The organism is Paenibacillus sp. FSL H3-0286, assembly GCF_045040705.1.
Classification (GTDB): domain Bacteria; phylum Bacillota; class Bacilli; order Paenibacillales; family Paenibacillaceae; genus Paenibacillus_AQ; species Paenibacillus_AQ odorifer.
Genome location: NZ_CP150285.1, coordinates 6,295,691 through 6,316,447 on the forward strand (window position 1 = coordinate 6,295,691; position 20,757 = coordinate 6,316,447).

General features: G+C 42.6%; 15 protein-coding genes. 1 reads left to right on the top strand and 14 read right to left on the bottom strand.

Annotated elements, in window-relative coordinates; all coding sequences use genetic code 11:
- Position 1: 1 nt before the first annotated feature.
- The 9 genes from MHB37_RS28040 to MHB37_RS28080 all read right to left on the bottom strand — a co-directional run bounded on the left by MHB37_RS28040 (position 2) and on the right by MHB37_RS28080 (position 10,074).
- On the bottom strand, positions 2-1,963 hold the full coding sequence (locus MHB37_RS28040) for an ATP-binding cassette domain-containing protein (RefSeq protein WP_076128781.1): 1,962 nt from the start codon (positions 1,961-1,963) through the stop codon (positions 2-4).
- A gap of 207 nt (positions 1,964-2,170) precedes the next feature.
- A complete protein-coding gene (locus MHB37_RS28045; RefSeq protein ID WP_162636847.1) occupies positions 2,171-2,314 on the bottom strand; it encodes a hypothetical protein in 144 nt (47 codons plus the stop codon).
- A 16-nt stretch (positions 2,315-2,330) separates the two neighbouring features.
- A complete protein-coding gene (locus MHB37_RS28050; protein ID WP_076128815.1) occupies positions 2,331-2,849 on the bottom strand; it encodes a DinB family protein in 519 nt (172 codons plus the stop codon).
- A gap of 168 nt (positions 2,850-3,017) precedes the next feature.
- The gene (locus MHB37_RS28055) at positions 3,018-3,674 is read right to left on the bottom strand and encodes a response regulator transcription factor (protein ID WP_248549609.1); all 657 of its coding nucleotides are present in this window, start codon (positions 3,672-3,674) and stop codon (positions 3,018-3,020) included.
- Entirely contained in the window at positions 3,652-6,033 is a 2,382-nt protein-coding gene (locus MHB37_RS28060; protein WP_405168740.1) for an ATP-binding protein, read from the bottom strand. The genes MHB37_RS28055 and MHB37_RS28060 overlap by 23 nt, the downstream gene beginning before the upstream one ends.
- Before the next feature lie 137 nt (positions 6,034-6,170).
- Positions 6,171-6,971, bottom strand: a complete 801-nt coding sequence (locus tag MHB37_RS28065) for a CPBP family intramembrane glutamic endopeptidase (protein WP_076303116.1) — start codon at positions 6,969-6,971, stop codon at positions 6,171-6,173.
- A 755-nt stretch (positions 6,972-7,726) separates the two neighbouring features.
- Positions 7,727-8,956, bottom strand: coding sequence for a glycosyl hydrolase family 8 (locus MHB37_RS28070; RefSeq protein ID WP_405169627.1), 1,230 nt, complete (start codon positions 8,954-8,956; stop codon positions 7,727-7,729).
- 241 nt (positions 8,957-9,197) lie between these two features.
- Positions 9,198-9,734 (bottom strand): DUF2812 domain-containing protein, encoded by a 537-nt coding sequence (locus tag MHB37_RS28075; RefSeq protein ID WP_076193619.1) that lies wholly within the window; start codon positions 9,732-9,734, stop codon positions 9,198-9,200.
- A gap of 16 nt (positions 9,735-9,750) precedes the next feature.
- Positions 9,751-10,074 carry a PadR family transcriptional regulator gene (locus tag MHB37_RS28080; RefSeq protein WP_036681391.1) on the bottom strand — a complete coding sequence of 108 codons (324 nt, stop codon included), beginning with the start codon at positions 10,072-10,074 and terminating at the stop codon, positions 9,751-9,753.
- A 137-nt stretch (positions 10,075-10,211) separates the two neighbouring features.
- Between MHB37_RS28080 and MHB37_RS28085 the strand changes: the two genes are divergently transcribed.
- Complete coding sequence (locus tag MHB37_RS28085; RefSeq protein WP_155288200.1) at positions 10,212-10,382, top strand: hypothetical protein; 171 nt, start codon at positions 10,212-10,214, stop codon at positions 10,380-10,382.
- Positions 10,383-10,460: 78 nt separating this feature from the next.
- Here MHB37_RS28085 and MHB37_RS28090 read toward each other — a convergent pair whose 3' ends face one another.
- The 5 genes from MHB37_RS28090 to MHB37_RS28110 all read right to left on the bottom strand — a co-directional run bounded on the left by MHB37_RS28090 (position 10,461) and on the right by MHB37_RS28110 (position 20,570).
- Complete coding sequence (locus MHB37_RS28090; RefSeq protein ID WP_405168741.1) at positions 10,461-11,459, bottom strand: protoglobin domain-containing protein; 999 nt, start codon at positions 11,457-11,459, stop codon at positions 10,461-10,463.
- A 221-nt stretch (positions 11,460-11,680) separates the two neighbouring features.
- Entirely contained in the window at positions 11,681-12,010 is a 330-nt protein-coding gene (locus MHB37_RS28095; RefSeq protein WP_076193614.1) for a four-helix bundle copper-binding protein, read from the bottom strand.
- Positions 12,011-12,115: 105 nt separating this feature from the next.
- The gene (locus tag MHB37_RS28100) at positions 12,116-12,436 is read right to left on the bottom strand and encodes a metal-sensitive transcriptional regulator (RefSeq protein WP_076128794.1); all 321 of its coding nucleotides are present in this window, start codon (positions 12,434-12,436) and stop codon (positions 12,116-12,118) included.
- Between the two features lie 74 nt (positions 12,437-12,510).
- Complete coding sequence (locus tag MHB37_RS28105; protein WP_076280278.1) at positions 12,511-13,518, bottom strand: cation diffusion facilitator family transporter; 1,008 nt, start codon at positions 13,516-13,518, stop codon at positions 12,511-12,513.
- 233 nt (positions 13,519-13,751) lie between these two features.
- Positions 13,752-20,570, bottom strand: a complete 6,819-nt coding sequence (locus MHB37_RS28110) for an S-layer homology domain-containing protein (protein ID WP_405168742.1) — start codon at positions 20,568-20,570, stop codon at positions 13,752-13,754.
- Positions 20,571-20,757 lie beyond the last annotated feature (187 nt).

Below are 20,757 nucleotides of genomic sequence, written 5' to 3' on the forward strand. Positions count from 1 at the left end.
TTTATTCATATCGTAGAGATTCCATTGGATCCAGTTTGGCAGCCTTAGAGGATGGCATCAAACCGGCGATAATACTAATCAGGGTACTCACAACGATCCCAAATAACACATAATAACCGGATAGATTAATAAGTTTCACTCCAAAAGCATTGTCCAAGAGAATATTTAACACATAACTAATGACAATGGCAAAGAGTACCGCAAAGATACCGCTGAATACACCTAATAAAGCTGATTCAGAAAAGAATATACGTTTGATATCTTTTTTCCTTGCGCCAATTGCCCGAAGAATCCCAATTTCCTTAGTCCGTTCCACTACACTGATATATAGCACAACCAATATCATGATCCCTGATACGAGAAGTGAAATCCCGGCAATACCAGAGAGAACTATAGTAGCCATATTCACATAAGTTGTGATTCGCTCCATGATTTTTGCCGATTGAGAACCTGAGAATCCAGCATCAACAGCGGCTGCATTAATATCATTCACATATTTCATATCGGTTGCAAAAGCATTAACTTGAATTGGACCTATTGTAATCCCCTTGTCAACATACATTTGCTCCAGAGTCTGCGCTGGAAGATAACCCGTGGGTTGCATTTGCGCTCTTGGATCAGTGCTTTCATAAATACCAGAGATAGTGACTTCTTGTTCCAATGTGATCGGTTTATGCTTAGCATCCATTTCATTAATATATAGATAAATCGATTTCCCTACTAAAGACTCTGGACTGTCATTTCCGCTTAATTTACTTGCCGTTTTCACGGGTAATAATATCTCTTTGCCCTCTGGAAAAGCTCCTGCGGTAATCGTCTCTTTAGCAAAAGCATCCGTTAAGGTTGTTAATTGTGTAAGACTAACCGTCTGATCTGCATAAACCATAGTAGATTTGCCCGAAATGGAAGTGATGGTTTCTACATAATCAACATTTGGAATATTTCGGATGGTTTCAATATCGGCAGCCGTAAACGTTTCGCCGGGCAACATCATTGCCTCTGGACCTTGCATGCCTTTAGCTTCTTCACTGGGTTTAGTTATATCCACGAGTAAAGGATCCATACTTGAATTAATTTCGTCATTCATATAGTTCGTAATTCCATTCCCTAAGGAAAGCATCAACAGTACGCTTAAAATACCAATAGACCCACCCAAAGCTACCAATACATTACGTTTGGCGTTGAGTTTCATGTTCTGCAGAGCCATTTTAAAAGATGCAAATAAACTGAGATTCCGGGATGACCCCTCTCCTCCATCGTAACTAATCAAAGAGCGGTCCTTTAACTGAATATCATCTTTAATCCGTCCTTCTTCCACCTTTACGATACGGGTACCAGAGTCGGCTACTTTCTGTGAGTGGGTCACGGTAATGACCAATATCCCTCTTTTGGCTATGCTGTCCAATAAGGCTAAAATTTGATCGCCGGTATCCTTGTCCAAGGCCCCTGTAGGTTCATCTGCCAAAATAATATCAGGATTATTCGCTAGCGCGCGGGCGATGGACACTCTTTGCTTCTGTCCACCGGACAGCTGATTGGGACGTTTTTTCAGGTGCTCTTTCAAGCCTACCTCAGTCAAAATATCTATAGCACGTTTATTACGGTCCTTCTCACTGGTATCCGTCATCTGCATCGCCACTGTAACATTCTCCAAAACTGACAGATGTGGGATCAGATTGAAATTTTGAAAAACGAAGCCAATATTGTTCTTGCGATAATCATCCATTTCCTTTTCGGTCATCGTGCTTAAATTCTTTCCGCGGACAAGGACCTCGCCCTCATAATCGGAGTCCATTCCCCCAATGATGTTCATCAGTGTGGACTTTCCGCAGCCAGACTCACCTAGAATAGAGACGAATTCACCTGTCTCAAAGCTTAGATTCACATCATGGAGTACTGGCACCTTTTCTTTACCGTACAAAGTATATGATTTCTTTACATGTTTAACTTCTAATATTTTCATTTGTTTCTCTTCCTCTCCTGGTCATGCTCTATATCTCTTTTGATGTTTCATACCCTAACAAATTTGTGTGAACTGATAATGAACTGGATAGCCACATGGAAGAGTCAGAGCTACAGCAGATATTTAGGTTAAGCAATATAAAAAGGCGAATTCACACTCAAAATGAGTGGAACTCGCCTTTTCTATTCGGCTTATTTTCAAAAGAAATTAGTGCATGAGGTAATAAGCTAATCCTCCAACTTGTTTTCCGGCGTAATAAACGATGTCTATAATCACCACTGTTAATACAAATTTCGAGAGCAGCGGATATTTCTTAAATAAAGGCTTTATATTTTTCTCTATGTACTCCATTCGCGCGCCTCCTTTCTTAAGCTAGTGCTCTTTTTCGGATCAGCCTAATCTGGCCTCTATGATTGATTTCATCCTCAAAAACGTGAAACCACATAAAATAGTAGTTCGCAGGTTTGTTATGCCAGAATTCCTCTTCAGTATATAACCAATTATCATCGACGGTTGCGAATAATTCATAAGTCTTTTGTCTAACTTCATTTAGGCGATCTAAATAATAGCTCAGGTCATTCCCCTTAATATTGGCTCGTCCTTCGTCTCCTAAATTTAATGCTGGCCCCCATCTCGTTAGCTCTTCTTCAGACAAATCTCTTTGCTCAAACGTTGCCACTTGATATGCATATTCTACAGCAGCGTAGTGCAATAATAACGCTCCAATAGAGTTACTCTGAGCATCCAATAAATAATCCAGTTGTTCCACAGTTAGACCCTTAACGGCTTCTAATGTTGTATATCTTGCATAGTTCATCATGGATAAAAGTCGGCTGATTTGCGGGGAGTAACCTGGGATATCTGTAATCAAAAATATTTGGTTCATGTCAATCATATGGATGTTCCTCCTTGATTTCTTCAGAATAATACTCTAAATACCTGAATGGTTCAGAATTATGAATTACAGGTAATGACGATCAAGATGCAAAAGTGAGGTGCTTAACACCATGAATAAAACTAACAAAACTATGTATTGGGTTGTATGGGCTTCAACTTAGAAAGTCTCCATCCTAACAAGACCTAGTCGCTTCCCTTCCACTATAGCTTCGGATCTGGAATGTACACTAAGCTTCTCAAAGATTCTCGTCAGGTTATACTCTACAGTCCTTTGTGACATTAAAAGCTTGCTGGCTATGTCTTTATTGCTTTTTCCACTAGCTACTTCTTGGAGTATTTCCTGTTCTCTTTGATTAATGGACACTTCTTCAAGCAGCCGATTATCCCGGTGATTAGAAATCTTGATATCATTTCTTCGTAGCTGTTTAAGTAAAGACACCGGAATGACCGCCTCATTCCTTAGTGCACAACGAATGGTATTTAACAACTGTTCTCGGGAAGCTGTTTTAGAGATAAATCCTATGACCCCTGACTCCATCAAAAGATTATAATGAGCACTGATCTCATATCCGGTATAAATCACCACTTTAGATTCAGGATCACGTTGAACGGCTCTTTTGGCGAATTCAAGTCCGCTGATCGTAGGCATGTTGAGGTCGCATAAGATCACATCAAATTCTTGTTGCTCCAGCCTATCCAAAGCTTCCATCGCTGACAAAACAAAAGTAACCTCCATATCCGCGTCCTGCTCAATCATAGTTTTGGTTCCTTCTCCGACTGAAGGATGATCATCAACCAACAAGATACGTATCATCGTCATCGCCTCCTCTGTGCTTTTCTTCTACAAAAGCCATTGTCGGTAAATAAATAATAACCTCCAGTCCCTTCCCTTTCTCCGAGGTAAAAGTGCACTCCCCCTCTAAGCTAGCAACACGTTCTTTGATTCCAGACAGGCCCATATGCTGAAAAGATTCCCTGATATCAACTATATTCATGCCAATCCCATCATCCTTATATCGAAAATAGAGATGCTCTTGCTGGTCCAGCTCAATTTCAATCTGATTCGCCTTGGCATGTTTCCCGGCATTCCGCAGGAGCTCCTGTACTATTCGATACAACGCAATCACCAGGTCATCACTTAGCTCACCAATCGGACTGGATGTAAAAGTGATAATGTAGTTGGACTGCAGCTGGGCATACTCAAACAATAGTTCCAGTGCCTTCACAATTCCGGTCTCTCTTAGCAGCGGTGGACGCAGTTCATTGCAGGTCTCCCTAATCTGATATATCACATCCAGAAGTCCCTCTTTAATCTGAAGCAGCTCTGGCAAAATATCCGCCTCAATATCATGATCGGAGATCAGTGTTTCCAGCCTGCGAAGCCAAATGAGCTGATCCTGAAGAGCAGAATCATGTAAATCCGCCGCCAGCTTTCTGCGTTCTTTCTCTGATAAGTTAAAGATCAGGCGTAGAACCCATGGTGCTGCATGTAGCTCTTTTTTCATCTCTGCTTCAAGGTCTTCAATCAAGCCTTCAATAAGATATAAATTCTCATAGACAATACTCGCATAATTTGCGAGGGTATTTAACCAGTTAAGCTCATCCGAATTAAGCTTTGTATGGTTCTTCTTATGATCAATCCAGAGGAGATGAAATTTTTTTTGGTGACGTCCGATTACGAGTAAGATCCCCTGTTTGAGTTGAACTACTTCTCCTACCTTAAAAACTGGAGATTTCGATACAAATTCTATGTTGATCTCTTGGCCCGAATTGTCGACTATTTGTTCGAGGTTACTCATATCCTCATCTCTCTCAAAAAAAGCAGACCGACTAACCGGTAAAATCTCATTGATTTCCTTGTAAATTGCAGCCTCAAAATCAGACCGCATCATAACCTTGGAGATTTGCTTCGAGAATCGCTCCAGACTACCTTGATAATGATAAAGCTCACGGAACAGTTTAGGCCGGAAATAATAATCTATTTTCTCCTTAAAGAATAAAAAGATTGTAATAGATAAATATACAACCAAAAACATCTGAATCCATTTGATCCAATCATACTCTTGCCTGCTCTGAATGATCGCAAGTACGGCTACAATCATTAGCGCCGGAAAAAAAGCAATTAATAAATAATATTTAAACCGATTAAAAGCGAAATCAATATCAAATAGTTGCCTAGCCGTCAGCAGATAAAAATAAGTAACTGGCATCAAAAACAAAAAGATCGTAGTAATTTCGTAAGGAATCAGGTTGACCCCAACAGCAATGGGTGCAGCTGAGAAGAGAACAAACGGTGTAAACGCAAGGATTTGTCCGGTAAGCATAATTTTAAACATCGATTTAAGCGCTGTGCTTCGATAAGTAATGTATAAATATAGCAGCTTAAATATGCTGTAAAAAATCCCAAAAACAAAGAACCCAATAATAATTAACCTTACAAAGGAATACAAGGATCTATCCCAGGAGTAAACCATTAGACTGGAGGTGGAAAATAGGCTTAGTAAAATGACCAGGCCATAGTATATTTTGATTACAGTAGTAGATAGAACTAATACATCAAATCGTTTCAGATATACTTGGAGAAAGTGAATAAAAACCAGTGGAATTAAAGGCAACACGCTACCCATCGCGATTCTACCTATAAGATCAGATCTACTTGAGGCATATCCCGCAAAGTAAGTTATTCCGACTAATAAAAAGAATAAAATCAGCAGCTCTGCTGAGCGATCCCCGCTTTTCCTGCGGTATAATAGAAGGCTTAACACTGCCAAAAAAACAAATGTCGCTCCAGGGACTACAAGCTGGGTAAACGTATGATAGATGGAGGACTTATTCTCAATATCATAATGCAAAGCAAGTGGAGCCCCCCCTTTGGAGTTACGAAGAAGGTCAACGGATTGAACCTGAGTTAAGCTTCCATATCTCACAGCTTCATCCACTTTATCAATCGGCTTCCCATTAACCCGTAATAAGATATCCCCTTCCCTTAGATTCTGTTTATACCCTTCGCTTGAAACGTCTGCCTCAGCAATATAATATTGCCCTTCTTCATTCTGCTCCAGACCAACGCCAAGCAAGATGTTAGAGTGAATGACCCACACAAAATGAATAATAAGAAAAACAAAAAGGCAAAGTAACCCTGATATGAATAACTGGCGGAGTTTTACTGTCATTTCAAATCCCCCGAACGAACAAAATTATACATATCTCTATTCTTATTTGGTATTCCCCTACCATTTTATATGAATCACAAAGGAAATTATATACTTTTATGCATGATATTCCTTCTCCTCTAAATATCCGCATTGAATTATAGCTCTATCCTGGCTTTTTGCTGCTTCACTCTGTGGTTTCGATCCAGAATCCATATCGCTGCGCAGCCATATAAAATCACTGGAACCCAACCACTCTCCCCGGCTACATACTCCAACATAGGTGAAGAACTGACAGTAATATTGTGCAAAACACTATCTACAGCATTATTAGTTCCGTGTAAAAGCACTGCCGGCCAAATACTACCGGAGGTCAGACGCAGTTCATTTATAATGATGCCCGCAAACATAACAGATAAGGTAAAGAGCACCACCACGAGCCAGCGGCTTCCAGAGGAATGATAAGCACGCGGCCCAAGAATCGCCGGATAATGCCATATAGCCCAGATTAAGCCCATTGTTACACTAGAACTTACTCTTCCCATCCATTGAAAACGCGGGAGCAGCCAACCCCTCCAACCGATCTCTTCCCCCAAAGCAGATAATGAACCAAGAACAATGTAAACGAGCAAATATATAGCAGTCTTGATCCATGAATCTGGAGAAATTAAGCTTGAGTTCCATCCCATCCAATAGACAGCATATCCCGCTCCCAGTGAACCTAAGGGAATAACTAAAGCCAATATGTATTCTTTGCCTCCCCTAAATTTGAAGCCCAACCTTCTCCATCCCTCAGCACTGTATCCATCTCTCACAATCAGAAACATCATGATACATACTGTGAAAAAAGGAGTAAATCCATACAGACCTTGCGCCGATTCCGGAAGCAGCAACATCCCTAACGCCATTGCCCATACGAAAATAATAAATAGAAGAGATTGTTTCTTGTCTGAGAGCAATATTATCACCTACCCTTTTTAGATATAAGGAACTATATCTTCCTATTTAATCCAATTGTATATAACCAGGCAGGACGTTTCACCGAAAACAACGTTCGTTAAAACCACAATTCTTTTGCGGTACTGCATATCTGTATGCCGCAAAGTCTTCAGTAAGGTTGTCCTAAAAATAGTGAAATGGTGAGCGATGCGCGATGTGCGATGTGCGATGTGCGATGTGCGATGTGCGATGTGCGATGTGCGATGTGCGATGTGCGATGTGCGATGTGCGATGTGCGATGTGCAGCGTAAGTGTAAACTAATTAGGGAAATACTCCCTGAAAATAGCCGATTTTGGCTCTAAAAGGACGGAATCAGGGAATTCCTCCCTAATAATCAGGGGGATTTCTTTATTAGTTACTGAATCGGCCAAAATTCAGGGAAGTTTTCCCTAATTATAAGTCTGATGAACAGAAATCTCTGAATTTTAGGGAGAAATTCCCCAATTGCTGTATAAGTGCTTCACTTATTGCATCCTTTGGAGCATCAATAGGTACGCCCCTTGATTCAATTGGTTATCAAATAAAGGATGCTCCACCGTAACATTAGAGATCAGGTGGCTTTACTTTTGCCCCTAATCTACTGAAACAAACAGTAGTTGACCAAAAATGCAAAACAGCGATTCTCCAATATTAGGAGAATCGCTGTTCTGTTTGACTTTTATGGTTTTGGGTATGAACGTTTTGGGGACAGCCTTTTTCTAACTATACGTTCTCTTAATAGGTCCACCAGTTACCAGACATAACGATCATCGAAAACAGCTTGATGCTGTCTTCATAGTAATCTTCTGCAGCACTGCTTGCTGTGTGGCTCCAGAGAGAATTCAACCAGCTTTGGTAAGTTGATGAGGTCATCGCACTGACTCCAAATGGAGCATAGAAGGCACCGCTATTGTAACTTCCAAATACGGTTCCGTTTAGCTTGTACCCATCTTTTATACTACCAGGTGTACTGCTTACTTTAGTCTTAATCCAGCTATTCATCTTATTGAGCTGCGTAAGCGCCCTGCTGTCTCCAGTAATCAAATAATCTGTTGCGATCCGCCATGGGGTACGACAAGAATTGTAATTGTAATTCCCGTCATTGGCATCCTCAAGGAAATTCGCCGCAGCAGGTTTATACACACCCCCAGAGTAAACTACGAAATCAGGCAAGAGCCCAGTGCTAGAGCTATAACCCGTATAAAGGCTATTTATAATCGTGTACGTTTTATCGATAACATTCGTCCAGCGGGTATCTCCTGTAGCCTGTTGGAATGCTTTTAAATGATTTAGCATGAAATCAGAAGGTCTAGTTGCCGTATTATACGAGCCGCTATTCGCCCAGTCACCTAGACGGATCGTCCACTGTGTCTGGTTAATCTCATTGTCCATAATCGCATTAATGATATCTTTTGCAGCTTGTAAATAATTGATCGTACCACTACTTCCCCACTGCTTGTCCGCAAGCAGCAATGAGAACGCTATATCCATATCTCCATCTGTAGCAGAGTCCTCGCCTTCAATATTTTGAAAGCTGCTGTTTTGCTTCCAGGACATCAAATAAGGGTTAATTGCACTTGGGTGAGCCTTGTAATAATTATATAAGCCGTCAAAATAATTCTGAGCATTGCTGTCATAACCAGCCATCAAAACTGTGAACAACATCCCGTAACCATGTGCTTCAGATACCGTTTCTCCATCAGAATTATACTTAACGTAATATTTGCCAGTGCCAGCTGGTTTGAGATAGGCCGTTTTCCACGCATCCCATTTGGTCTTCACTGAATTATCCATACTGGTCTGGGTTACATTGTTTGGCTTGATAGATCCACTCGTGTAGGTGGTGTGTTGCGGAAAAGGGTTGTTCACTGCTGCAAACGCGGAACCGGCAGGAAGAATACTAATTACCAAGCATACGACAATAAGGCTTTTCCAACTCAACCTAAGCTTTGCATCCTTCTTCATCATTCATTGCCTCCTCTTCAATTGTGGTAATAAATTTGAAAGAAAACAGCAAGCTAATTCGTATTCACTATCATTGTAATACAGAATATGGAATTAATATATAAGCAATTCCATTAATAGATCATTAGTACTATATACCTGAGACTTAGATTTGTTCTCACTCCTCAACTAAAAAAAGGATGGTTCCACAACCAACTTCATTCATGGCTGTGCAAACATCCTTTAGATAAAAATCCATTCGCTATTCTCGTAATTTATTCAATTTGAATCGATACGCAATGTATGGAAGACCCGGAAAGACCAACATACAAAGTGTGACCACTACTAACACCAGGCTGATATTCCTCACGATCTCAGGTAACCATCCATTAACGCCCAAGATCGCTAGGAAGATAAAAGCAATCAAAGCTATAAGCAATGGCAAGGCTACTTTGCCCATCGTTTTCTTTTCACGTTCATATTTGTCAATGAGGGTCCCTGTGTCCGAGTAGATAGGCGCCGTACCTGCAGCTGCCCGAAAGATATGAAACCCATTTCCGGCAGAACAGACATAAGTCCATCCGGCATCTTCAAAAATCAAATAATACTCCTCATCGACATTTGTGTGATAATCTACACTGTACTCAAGATTCTGGGGATCTCCCTTTCTTAACTTATAACCCAAAGGTGCAAAGCTCTCCAGGAGCCAGCCCCTTTTGGCATACTTACTCAATTTCTGCATATCTCCTTTTTCAGTAAAAGCTAAGCCCCCGCTGGTCACATATTTTGTATTCTTCATGCCTATTCCCCACCTTTTATTTGAGAATTTGTTCTGCATGTCTAATCATTTCTTTTCGGCGCTCTACTTCTTTTCTTAGCAATCCAATTCCTTTTTCCGTTGCAATATACGTTTTTCGTTTGTCGTCCTCTTCTTCTTTATACAGCTCAATAAATTCAGCCGCTAACAGCTTCTTAATGGTTGTATACATGGAAGCAGGCCCAATTGAAAATTGATTGTTCGTCATCGTTTCGATTGATTTCATAATCAGATATCCGTGTTTGGCTTCGACTAAAGACAAGAGAATATAAAATGCAGTGTCTGTGAGCTCTCCCATTTCCAATGAGTCCGTTCTTGACACTTAATCACCTCCTCATATGTATCATTAAAAGATATATCATTAAATGAACTATATCTTTTAATGATACACTTGTCAACTGCTGGCATAAAATTCAAACTACCTTCTCATACTAGGTGAAGAATATGGAGGTGAATGTCATGCCCAAAAATAGTGCCAATCCCAAAGAAGCTCCAGGAAAACATCAACCAAGTAAGAAAAACAATGCGGAGAATAACAACAATTTCAATGAAGCCGCTCAGATGGTGAACATCGATAAGGCTGCTGATTATGTGCCCAGCTTAAACGGTGTCTCCAAAACTGATGTTTAAGCTATACCGCTAATAACTTCTTCAATCAAAAAACACTCCTCAGAATTTTCTGAAGGAGTGTTTCAATCCGTAGCAGCTTCATTTCAAGTTCTCTAACTCAGCAGTCACTTTTTCAATTAAGTTCACGAAGGAAGCCAGCTCTTGAGAGCTTTTGACCTGATCCTTGGAATACATGGAGTTATGTTCCGATTCTTTTTTCACCTTGGAAAGGGTGGCATTGATATTGTCGAGTTTCTGGTCAATGGTTACCAGTGAATCCTTTGAGCGACGGGCTAGCTTACGAACTTCATTAGCCACAACTTCAAAACCTCTTCCAAACTCCCCAGCTCTGGCTGCTTCAATAGCCGCATTCAGGCCTAAAAGATGCGTATGATCAGCCACTTCTCTAATCATCGTACCCACTTGATGAATAGACTCCACCTCTTTGTCCAAATATAATACCGTTTGATGCGTTTTCTCTTGATAATCAGCATTTTTACTAGCTAAACTTTCTATCGATTCACTGCTATCCTTTAATTGAACCATCAAAGATACCAGCTCCTGAACGGCTGAACTCACTCCTGTAAGCAGGTGATTTTGCTTCTCCAGCAAGTTTTCTATTTTTGCTTTTTCATCCACTTCATAGGCTTCAAGAACGAGCTGTGAATCGAGATTAAACATCTTGGTTAAGGCATGAATAACAGGCTTCCATTCGTTTGGTAATATCCGTTCAAAATAAGCAGTAGCCAAATCCAGATATAATATGTACGTCCCCAAATACCAATTCGTTGTTAATCCAATACGGGAATGGGTTTTCCCGATAAGCAAACGTCTTTCAATAAATGCTTCATCGATCACACCAGCGGCCATAGATAAAAAATACCACTGCTGTGTTTCTTTCAATCGATCCAGTGTACTGTGCTGCTCAATGATGTGGAGCAGCTCTGGCTCCATCGTCATCTGTTTATACAGCTCCTCAACCAATGAGCTAACGATTAAGTTAAATTCTTTCTCCTTGCTTTTTAATAATTCTAAATCAGCCTCAGTAATCCCTATATAGCTAACTTGCTGGAGTCGTTCTGGACTAAGATTGATCATACCGTCGTTAACATCCCTCTCATAACTGTTTATTTTTCTCAGCCATCCCCTATGGCATCTATATCTCTTGATTATAAAGGTATTATTTCAATAAATTTTAACACTATATTTACCTATATTGCTTAATAATTTTACAAAACCTCACTAGTTGCCCTTAGATTTGGCTTCCTATTCATGAATAAAGGGCTGCCGCAGCAGCCCTTTCAGTTTCAAGCTTTAAATTACGCCGCCATTTCACGGCAAACTTTTGCACAAGCTAAGCAAGCTTCTGCACATTGCTGGCAATGTTCATGATCATGCTTTTGGCATTCGTTGCCGCAGGCTTCACAAGCTTCTGCACAAGCTAAACAAATCTCTTTTGCATATTTACTGTTCATCGACATGGCATGAGCTGCAAACTCGCATATATCTGCACATTCACGATCCAGGCGAATGCACTCCTTCATCATCCCCACATGATCCTCATCCAAACAAGCTGAGTAACAGTGATTGCAAGCTATCATACATTTTAAACACTCATCGATACACTCTTTGTAGTTTTGATGTGCCATAACACATTCTCCTCTCAATTCATTAATTAGGATAGTCCCCTACTCTATATATACCCAATTTGAGCAAATAAAAAAGGATTCCGGGGAATCCTTCCGATTGATCAATTATCTAATTAATTTATTGATGGTAACTAATAGTTCATCCAGTACCTCGTTCTCACCTTCCTGGATACGTTCCACTACACAACTTTTCATATGATGCTCCAGCAAAAGCTTGCCCACGCCGTTCAATGCAGATTGGACCGAGGAGATTTGATGCAACACATCATCACAATAGGTGTCTTTTTCAATTAACCCTTTTAGCCCTCTAACTTGACCTTCAATTCTATTGAGCCGGCTAATCAAATTCTTTTTAGTTTTATCTGAGTGATGACTTTTCCGCTCATCCGTACTGCATGATTCATGCTCGTGAGTCAGATTATCCATGCACCGATCACCCCTTTCCTCGTATTTTTATTATACTATAGCCCCCCTATTCTATTCAAAAAATAAATCATTGATTAGATTTTCAATTCTTCATGAACTATAGCTGAAGTTTCAACCTGAATGGTTGTATGTTGAATTTTGAAATGATCGGCAATTAACCGAATCGCTTGCTGCAAAATGCGTTGGTCATCTGCTTCCTCTTCAATTAAGATATGACAGCTGAGTGAATCTAATCCCGAAGTTATGGTCCAGATATGCAGGTCATGGACATTTTTAACCCCCTCAATGCTTTCGAGGATTTCCTTTACTTCAGCTGGATTAATTGTAATCGGGGTGCCTTCCATAAGGACGTGAACGGTATGTTTGATAATTCCCCATGCCCCTCTAAGAATCAATAGAGCAACCAGTACGCTTATGATTGGATCAGCAACATACCAGCCAAAAATCATCATGATTAAACCGGCAATAATTGCCCCTACTGAACCTAAAGCATCACCAAGCACATGGAGATAAGCACTACGGAGATTAATGTTATTTTTCACATCCCCTTTTCTCATAAGCGACCATGCACTAGCCACATTGGCTAAAAGACCAATACTTGCGATCAGCATCATAGATCCGCTGGCAACTGTCGGCGGCTCAAAAAACCGCCCATAAGCTTCTACAATGATAAATCCAGCAACTACAAATAAAGTAACTCCGTTTAAGAGTGCCGCCAAAATTTCAAATCGATGAAAACCATACGTTTTGTTCGGAGAAGCAGGTTTAGTTGCAAACCAGACCGCTACTAGGCTTAATGCTAGAGAGCTTGCATCGTTTAGCATATGCCCACTGTCCGATAACAGGGCTAAGCTGTTAGTAATCAACCCACCAAAAAACTCCAAAAACATAATTCCAACCGTAATGATCAACGCAATCAAAAGCCCTTTTTTATTTCCACTAGGATCAAAATGTTGATGCCCGTGAGAACCATGGGAGTGACTGTGTCCTTCATGAGCGTGGTCGTGGTTACTGTGATCGTGATTGGACTGTTGCCCGTGTACATTCTCGACCTGATGATTGCGTTTGTTCTTCTTGTTCATCATGCTTAACCTCCTATTACCTTCAGCTAGATAGTATTCGTAGCCCTGCGCAGTTACATTCAAAAGCTCCAGTTAATAATAACATATGAGCATGTGTTCATATGTTATTATTAACTGGATTCTTCTTCTTGTCAATAAAAAAGCAACAAATGATTGTCTCTGACCTAATAAAATAAAGAGGACCCTCCGCAGCTCTTCCTGCATGAAGGATCCTCTCGAATCAGAACCGTGTATTAAATCAAATCTGATTGTTGCAGCAATCTTTGGATGATAGCCGCAACTTCTGCTCTCGTAATGAAGGCTTGTGGGGCAAGTACATTTCCGCTTCTGCCCGTGATGATTCCTGCTTGCAGGCTGTCTGCGATGCCACTCTTCGCCCAGTCTGATGCTTCATTCGCATCCGTGTAAATGCTCAGCAGCTCGCTTGCTTCTTTGGCCGGAAGTTTTGTCTTCAGATCGGTAATCACCATAGCTTTAGCAATAATACTCATCGCCTGTTCCCGAGTAATCTTGTCTGTTGGATGGAACGCTCCATCTTCAAAACCGTTGATTAGCTTATAGGAGTAAGCTGTCTGCACCGCATCATTATACCAATCTGAGACCTTTACATCCGCAAAGGATGTTGTCCCGCTTTCCAACTTCAATCCCAATCCACGTACGATAATCGCCGCAAATTCTGCACGTGTAATCTCCAGATTAGGGTTAAACAAATCGTCGCCGACTCCATTAATAACCTTACGGGAAGCCATCTCATTGACAATGTCCTTAGCCCAGTGGGTGGCGACATCCTTGAAGTTCTGTGGATCTTGAACTACAAAATACGTACTGTTCGTTAAACTGTGTATTTTCGCAAAGTGTTTGCCATCAATGGCAACAATCTGTGTGGGTACATGGCGGAATGTCCCCCCCGCTTCAAGCACTAGCCCAGTCGTGATCTTCTTAAGGTCTACACCATCCGCTAGAGGAATAGTTCTTTCCACATAGGTATTAAACTTAGTGAGTTCAACAGTTTTCCCAGCGTAAGTAACCTTCACCGTGAAATCTAATGGCTGAGCTACCAACGTTAGCTTTTCATTGGCTGCCAACATTTCTATTCTTTTCAGTGCATCCGCAGTCGGAACAGAAATTGAAATTTGCACCTTCACATCTTGTAGAGCAATGTCTGTGCCAAACTGTTTTGAAATTGCACTGATATCAATCTGTGCTGCTGATATTGTATAAGTACCTTTTGGAGTACGAATGATTAGCAGCGCCTGCTTCTGCTCCATATCTTTGATGATTTGGCCATTAAGCTCGCCAATAATCACATCTGAAGTCGCAGTCACAGGGATAGTTATAATTGCATTCTGGTCTTCCTTTTCGATACGTTGCTCTATTTTTGCCTGATCTACAACAATCGTGGTAACCGTCTGCCCGTTATGCTCAGATATCGTTGCTGTTCCGGCATTTTCAACCTTACCGTTCACCAATACCTCAACCATGCTGCTAGATGGTGTAGCTGTAGCTGTAGCAGTGGATCCTGCTGTTGCAGTTGGTGCAGTTGTTGAAGGTGGTGCAGTCGGTGTTGATGTCGGTGATTCTGTTGGCGTTGGCGTTGGCGTTGGTGTTGGCGGTGTAGGTGTAACCTCAACCTCCGTTGATGACTTCGGTGTCACGGAGTTCGAAACTTCAGAAGCTACACTACTACCAGCGCTATTAATCGCTTTAACTGTAAACGAATAAGTGGTTCCATTCGCTAGACCTGTTACCGTTATTGGACTTGTTGCCCCAACCGTTACGATATTACCCGGAGAAGCAGTAACCTCATAATTCGTAATTGGAGTTCCCCCGTTCGAATCAGGAACTGCAAATGTCACAGTCGCCTCGCCATCTCCCGCTACCGCTATTAAGTCCGTAGGTGCAGATGGTGATGTTCTTGGTTTCGTGCTGACTTCGTTAGAAGCTGCACTCTCCCCGCCCGGATTAGATGCCTTAACTACGAAATAATAAGATTGGCCATTAGTTAACCCTGTCACATCATAGTTGTAGACAGATTCGCTTACTGTAGCCACTTGGGTCTCATAGATTCCAGAAGTGATACCTTGATATATAGTGTATCCAATCGCACCCTTCACCGGATCCCATGTTAAGCCGATGAGGCCATTACTTGCCACAGGTGAATGAAGTATTGGCGCGCCCGGCGCTGGAACCTGAGGCGTTCTAGTTACTTCATTGGAAGCCGCACTGATACCATCAGGATTAACAGCTTTAACAATAAAATAATAAGCAGTTCCATTAATTAATCCTACAGCATCGTAACTGTTCTCAGAGCCACTTATAGTAGCTACCTCAGCTCCATAAACACCTGAAGCTGTAGACTGATATACAGCGTAACTATCGGTACCATATACGGGACTCCAAGTAATACGAATATGTCCGTTTCCTGCTGTTACAGACTCAATACTTGGCGCAGCAAGTTCAGGCCAGGTAAGGTCAATAACTGCACTAGTGATCTCTGTAAGTCCTGTCGCATCAAATGCCAGTTGCGCTCCGGTAACTCCAGCTGCATTCGTAGCTCCCAGATCCGTAAAGGAAATGAGGCCCGCTACTGCTGTCAACGTCGTATTCCCCGTCAACGTCCAGCTTCCTGTGTCCTTCTTCGACACAGTAACAACCGTACTGTTGTCGCCAAGGTTTACATTCCCAAACTGATCCAGCAAAGTAATTACTGGCTGCTGCGCGAAGCTGCCGCCGTTAGCCTGCGGCGCACTTACGCCCGTAGTCAGCTTCATTGTCGCCGTGCTGCCTGCGACAGGTGTAATGTTCAGCGCTGTTGCCGCTGGCGTGGCTACGCCTGCTTGGCTGAACACAACAGCCTGTGCTCCCGCTTTATTCAGCTTCAGGTTCACCTGAGCTACACCCTCAACGAAATCAACGTTGATCTTGCTCGGTGAAGCTGCCAAAGCGGTACTTCCTAAGCTTCCGTACGTTCCGTCCGGCGCAACATCATAACCCGTTACCGTCACTTCTTTTGTTCCGGTAAACGTTGTATCCGTATTGCCCAGCGAGTTCTTCACAGTCAGCGTAATGCCATTATCTACACCTACGACAGGCGTTAACGTCGCCGCTGAGGCAGTGATGCTTTGCGCTCCCTGTGGCTCTGGAAGATTCAACGCTACACTAGTGATCTGTGGAAGTCCTGTCGCATCAAATGCCAGTTGCGCTCCGGTGATTCCAGCTGCATTCGTAGCTCCTAGATCCGTAAAGGAAATGACACCTGCTACTGCCGTCAACGTCGTATTCCCCGTCAACGTCCAGCTTCCTGTGTCCTTCTTCGACACAGTAACAACCGTACTGTTGTCGCCAAGGTTTACATTCCCAAACTGATCCAGCAGCGTTATCACTGGCTGCTGCGCGAAGCTACCGCCATTGGCTTGCGGCGCACTTACGCCTGTGGTCAGCTTCATTGTCGCTGTGCTACCTGCGACAGGTGTAATGTTCAGCGCTGTTGCTGCTGGCGTGGCTACGCCTGCTTGGCTGAACACAACCGCTTGCGCGCCAGCTTTGTTCAGCTTCAGATCCACCTGTGCTACACCCGCAACGAAATCAACGTTGATCTTGCTCGGTGAAGCTGCCAAAGCGGTACTTCCTAAGCTTCCGTACGTTCCGTCCGGCGCAACATCATAACCCGCTACCGTCACTTCTTTCGTTCCGGTGAACGTTGCATCCGTATCGCCCAGCGAATTTTTCACGGTCAGCGTAATGCCATTATCTACACCTACGACAGGTGTCAACGTCGCCGCTGAGGCGGTGATGCTTTGCGCTCCCTGTGGCTCTGGAAGATTCAACGCTACACTAGTGATCTGTGGAAGTCCTGTCGCATCAAATGCCAGTTGGGCTCCGGTGATTCCAGCTGCATTCGTAGCTCCCAGATCCGTAAAGGAAATGACACCCGCTACTGCCGTCAACGTCGTATTCCCCGTCAACATCCAGCTTCCTGCATCCTTCTTCGAAACAGTAACAATCGTACTGTTGTCGCCAATGTTTACATTCCCAAACTGATCCAGCAGCGTTATCACTGGCTGCTGCGCGAAGCTACCGCCATTGGCTTGCGGGGCACTTACGCCCGTGGTCAGCTTCATTATCGCTGTGCTACCTGCGACAGGTGCAATGTTCAGCGCTGTTGCCGCTGGCGAGGTTACGCCTGCTTGGCTAAACACAACAGCCTGAGCTCCCGCTTTATTCAGCTTAAGGTTCACCTGTGCTACACCCGCAACGAAATCAACGTTGATCTTGCTCGCTGAAGCTGCCAAAGCGGTGATTCCTAAGCTTCCGTACGTTCCGTCCGGCGCAACATCATAACCCGCTACCGTCACTTCTTTTGTTCCGGTAAACGTTGTATCCATATTGCCCAGCGAGTTCTTCACAGTCAGCGTAATGCCATTATCTACACCTACGACAGGCGTCAAGGTCGCTGCTGAGGCGGTGATGCTTTGTGCTCCCTGTGGCTGTGGAAGATTCAACGCTACACTAGTGATCTGTGGAAGTCCTGTCGCATCAAATGCCAGTTGCGCTCCGGTGATTCCAGCTGCATTCGTAGCTCCCAGATCCGTAAAGGAAATGACACCCGCTACTGCCGTCAATGTCGTATTCCCCGTCAACGTCCAGCTTCCAGTGTCCTTCTTCGACACAGTAACAACCGTACTGTTGTCGCCAAGGTTTACATTCCCAAACTGATCCAGCAAAGTAATTACTGGCTGCTGCGCGAAGCTGCCGCCATTGGCTTGCGGAGCACTTACGCCTGTGGTCAGCTTCATTGTCGCTGTGCTACCTGCGACAGGTGTAATGTTCAGCCCTGTTGCTGCTGGCGAGGTTACGCCTGCTTGGCTGAACACAACAGCCTGTGCTCCCGCTTTATTCAGCTTCAGGTTCACCTGTGCTACACCCTCAACGAAATTAACGTTGATCTTGCTCGGTGAAGCCGCTAAAGCGGTGCTTCCTAAGCTTCCGTACGTTCCGTCCGGCGCAACACCATAACCCGTTACCGTCACTTCTTTCGTTCCGGTGAACGTTGTATCCGTATCGCCCAGCGAATTTTTCACGGTCAGCGTAATCCCATTATCCACACCTACGACAGGTGTCAACGTCGCCGCTGAGGCGGTGATGCTATATGCAAGAGTAGGTCCTAGGTTCAGGGTCATTTTAGTGAAATAATCCCCCACGACCTTAAAGTTAGTACCATCGTAAATAATGCCATTAAGATTAGAGGTAAGATCAGATGTTTCCTGAGTCCACGTGGATCCGTCTGCCGAAGAGAATAACTCCCCCTTCAATCCAACAGCCAGAAAACTTCCATTACCAAAGCTGATATTATTTAGTGCGCTAGCTGACATTGTAACCTTCGTAAAAGTTACCAAATCTTCTGTGGTTAGAATTACTGCCTGCTGGCTAAGTGTATCTTCTCCAACCAGAATATAAGCTCTACCATCATAGGCAATTCCCTTTAAAGAAGTATTGGGGAACCCAATCTCTAAGGGCACATTCCACTGTATTCCATCTGATGATTTTGCGATAACAACGCTCTCTTGCTCATAAGTAGTACTATTGTATTTCATCCCAAGAGCTACAAATTGATTATTCAAGTAAGCTACTGTATTAAATGCAAAATCCCCATTTTTAAATCTCTCTGTCCATGAGGTTCCGTTAACTGAAGAATAAATTCCGCCATAATCGGAAACAGCAACGTACTGATTTGTGCCAAAAGCAACGCCAGTCAGATTGTCCTGCACTCCGGTATCTGTCATAGTCCAAGTATCACCGTTGGTCGAGGTCACCACTTTGGCGTTAAGATTGTAGTTTTCTTTATCTGTAACCGCAATAAACTTCCCTGCTCCATAAGTGACCGCATTCATTCCCGGCAGCTTGGAGGGTGTGACATCGTTCCATACTGCGGAGCTATTAGATTTGTAAATAGAGCCATATTCCCCGGATGAGACGGCAACATAATTGCCATTACCATCCTTAGCAATACTTTTCAGATTACCGCTGACATTACTCCACGCCGATAGGTCAGAAGAAACCAGTAAGCCGTTGCCCCCTGAAGCAACATATTTTCCATTTCCGTAAACCATATTGTTCATCATCATTGTTGTATGGGTATCCGAAGATGTCCACTGGGTGCTGTCCAGCGGAGCCGCAGAAGATTTATAAATTACACCCTGCCCAAACAACAAATAGCTCCCATTTAAAGAACCTCCCCCATAAAATTGCTTGTTATCCCATGAGGCATCAACGGTCCAATTAGCACCGTCTGTAGAGGTGAATACTTTTTTAGCATAAGGAGTCACGATATAACTAAAGAAACGATTATTTAAATAGATTACATTCGTAACATAAGGCCAACTAGAGTTATAGTGGTTGATCACAAGATCGGTTAAGGTGACCGTTGTCCAATTGATCAGATTCGTTGAGGTATAATAGACAGCATTGTTAGCAGAGACCACATATTTGTTGTTGCCATAAGCAATATCCGTTAAGCTTTGCATTCCGAATATTGCATTGGTAGAAGTGATTCCTGTGTCTGTCCAGTTAATGCCATCCGAGGATTGTAGTAGAGTTACATCATAAGAAGGTGGATTGGTGCCAGGTTTATATACTGACTGCCATACAAAAAACTTTTCATTGACCGCTTTCAACCTTTCCGGTGTGATAGCTAACGTTTTTTTTGTCCAATTTTCACCATCGAGTGAATTGTATACTGCCTTTTCGCTACCATCAATAGCTAAGAACAGCCCATTAGCGAACACAATAGAAGTTAGTTTGGGGTTCCCCGCCTTTTTTGAGATAGACCAATCTACGCCATTTGATGATGTAGATATCCCTCCTTGGCCCACCGCTATAAAAACATTGTTACCAAAAGCAACACTGCTCAAATTTCCAGCTGATGTGGAGCTTTGATCTATGATATTGCTATTGCTGGGTGCTGCATAAATTACTGCAGGCATAAACAGAGAACTGACGATAGAGAATACTAAACTTATTGCTAATAAAAGATTGCCACTCCGCTTAATCACAATTTTCCCCCTTTGGCATTACACCAAAATATAAATACTTCCACCATATGGAGATTAGATGTCTTTTCTAAGATTTGTAGCCATTTGGTTTGATTTTTATATCGGTATAATCCGAGAGAATTATTACGAATTTAACATTAAATTTTGATTAAAAACAACAATAATTTACACGCTTCACCTATCCATT

Coding starts and splice junctions, on each gene's coding strand:
- MHB37_RS28060 (WP_405168740.1), bottom strand. CDS start 6,033: ATGACAGTAAAACTCCGCCAGTTATTCATATCAGGGTTACTTTGCCTT.
- MHB37_RS28070 (WP_405169627.1), bottom strand. CDS start 8,956: ATGAAGAAGGATGCAAAGCTTAGGTTGAGTTGGAAAAGCCTTATTGTC.
- MHB37_RS28075 (WP_076193619.1), bottom strand. CDS start 9,734: ATGAAGAATACAAAATATGTGACCAGCGGGGGCTTAGCTTTTACTGAA.
- MHB37_RS28095 (WP_076193614.1), bottom strand. CDS start 12,010: ATGGCACATCAAAACTACAAAGAGTGTATCGATGAGTGTTTAAAATGT.
- MHB37_RS28100 (WP_076128794.1), bottom strand. CDS start 12,436: ATGGATAATCTGACTCACGAGCATGAATCATGCAGTACGGATGAGCGG.
- MHB37_RS28090 (WP_405168741.1), bottom strand. CDS start 11,459: ATGATCAATCTTAGTCCAGAACGACTCCAGCAAGTTAGCTATATAGGG.
- MHB37_RS28085 (WP_155288200.1), top strand. CDS start 10,212: ATGCCCAAAAATAGTGCCAATCCCAAAGAAGCTCCAGGAAAACATCAA.
- MHB37_RS28055 (WP_248549609.1), bottom strand. CDS start 3,674: ATGATACGTATCTTGTTGGTTGATGATCATCCTTCAGTCGGAGAAGGA.
- MHB37_RS28045 (WP_162636847.1), bottom strand. CDS start 2,314: ATGGAGTACATAGAGAAAAATATAAAGCCTTTATTTAAGAAATATCCG.
- MHB37_RS28105 (WP_076280278.1), bottom strand. CDS start 13,518: ATGAACAAGAAGAACAAACGCAATCATCAGGTCGAGAATGTACACGGG.
- MHB37_RS28050 (WP_076128815.1), bottom strand. CDS start 2,849: ATGAACCAAATATTTTTGATTACAGATATCCCAGGTTACTCCCCGCAA.
- MHB37_RS28040 (WP_076128781.1), bottom strand. CDS start 1,963: ATGAAAATATTAGAAGTTAAACATGTAAAGAAATCATATACTTTGTAC.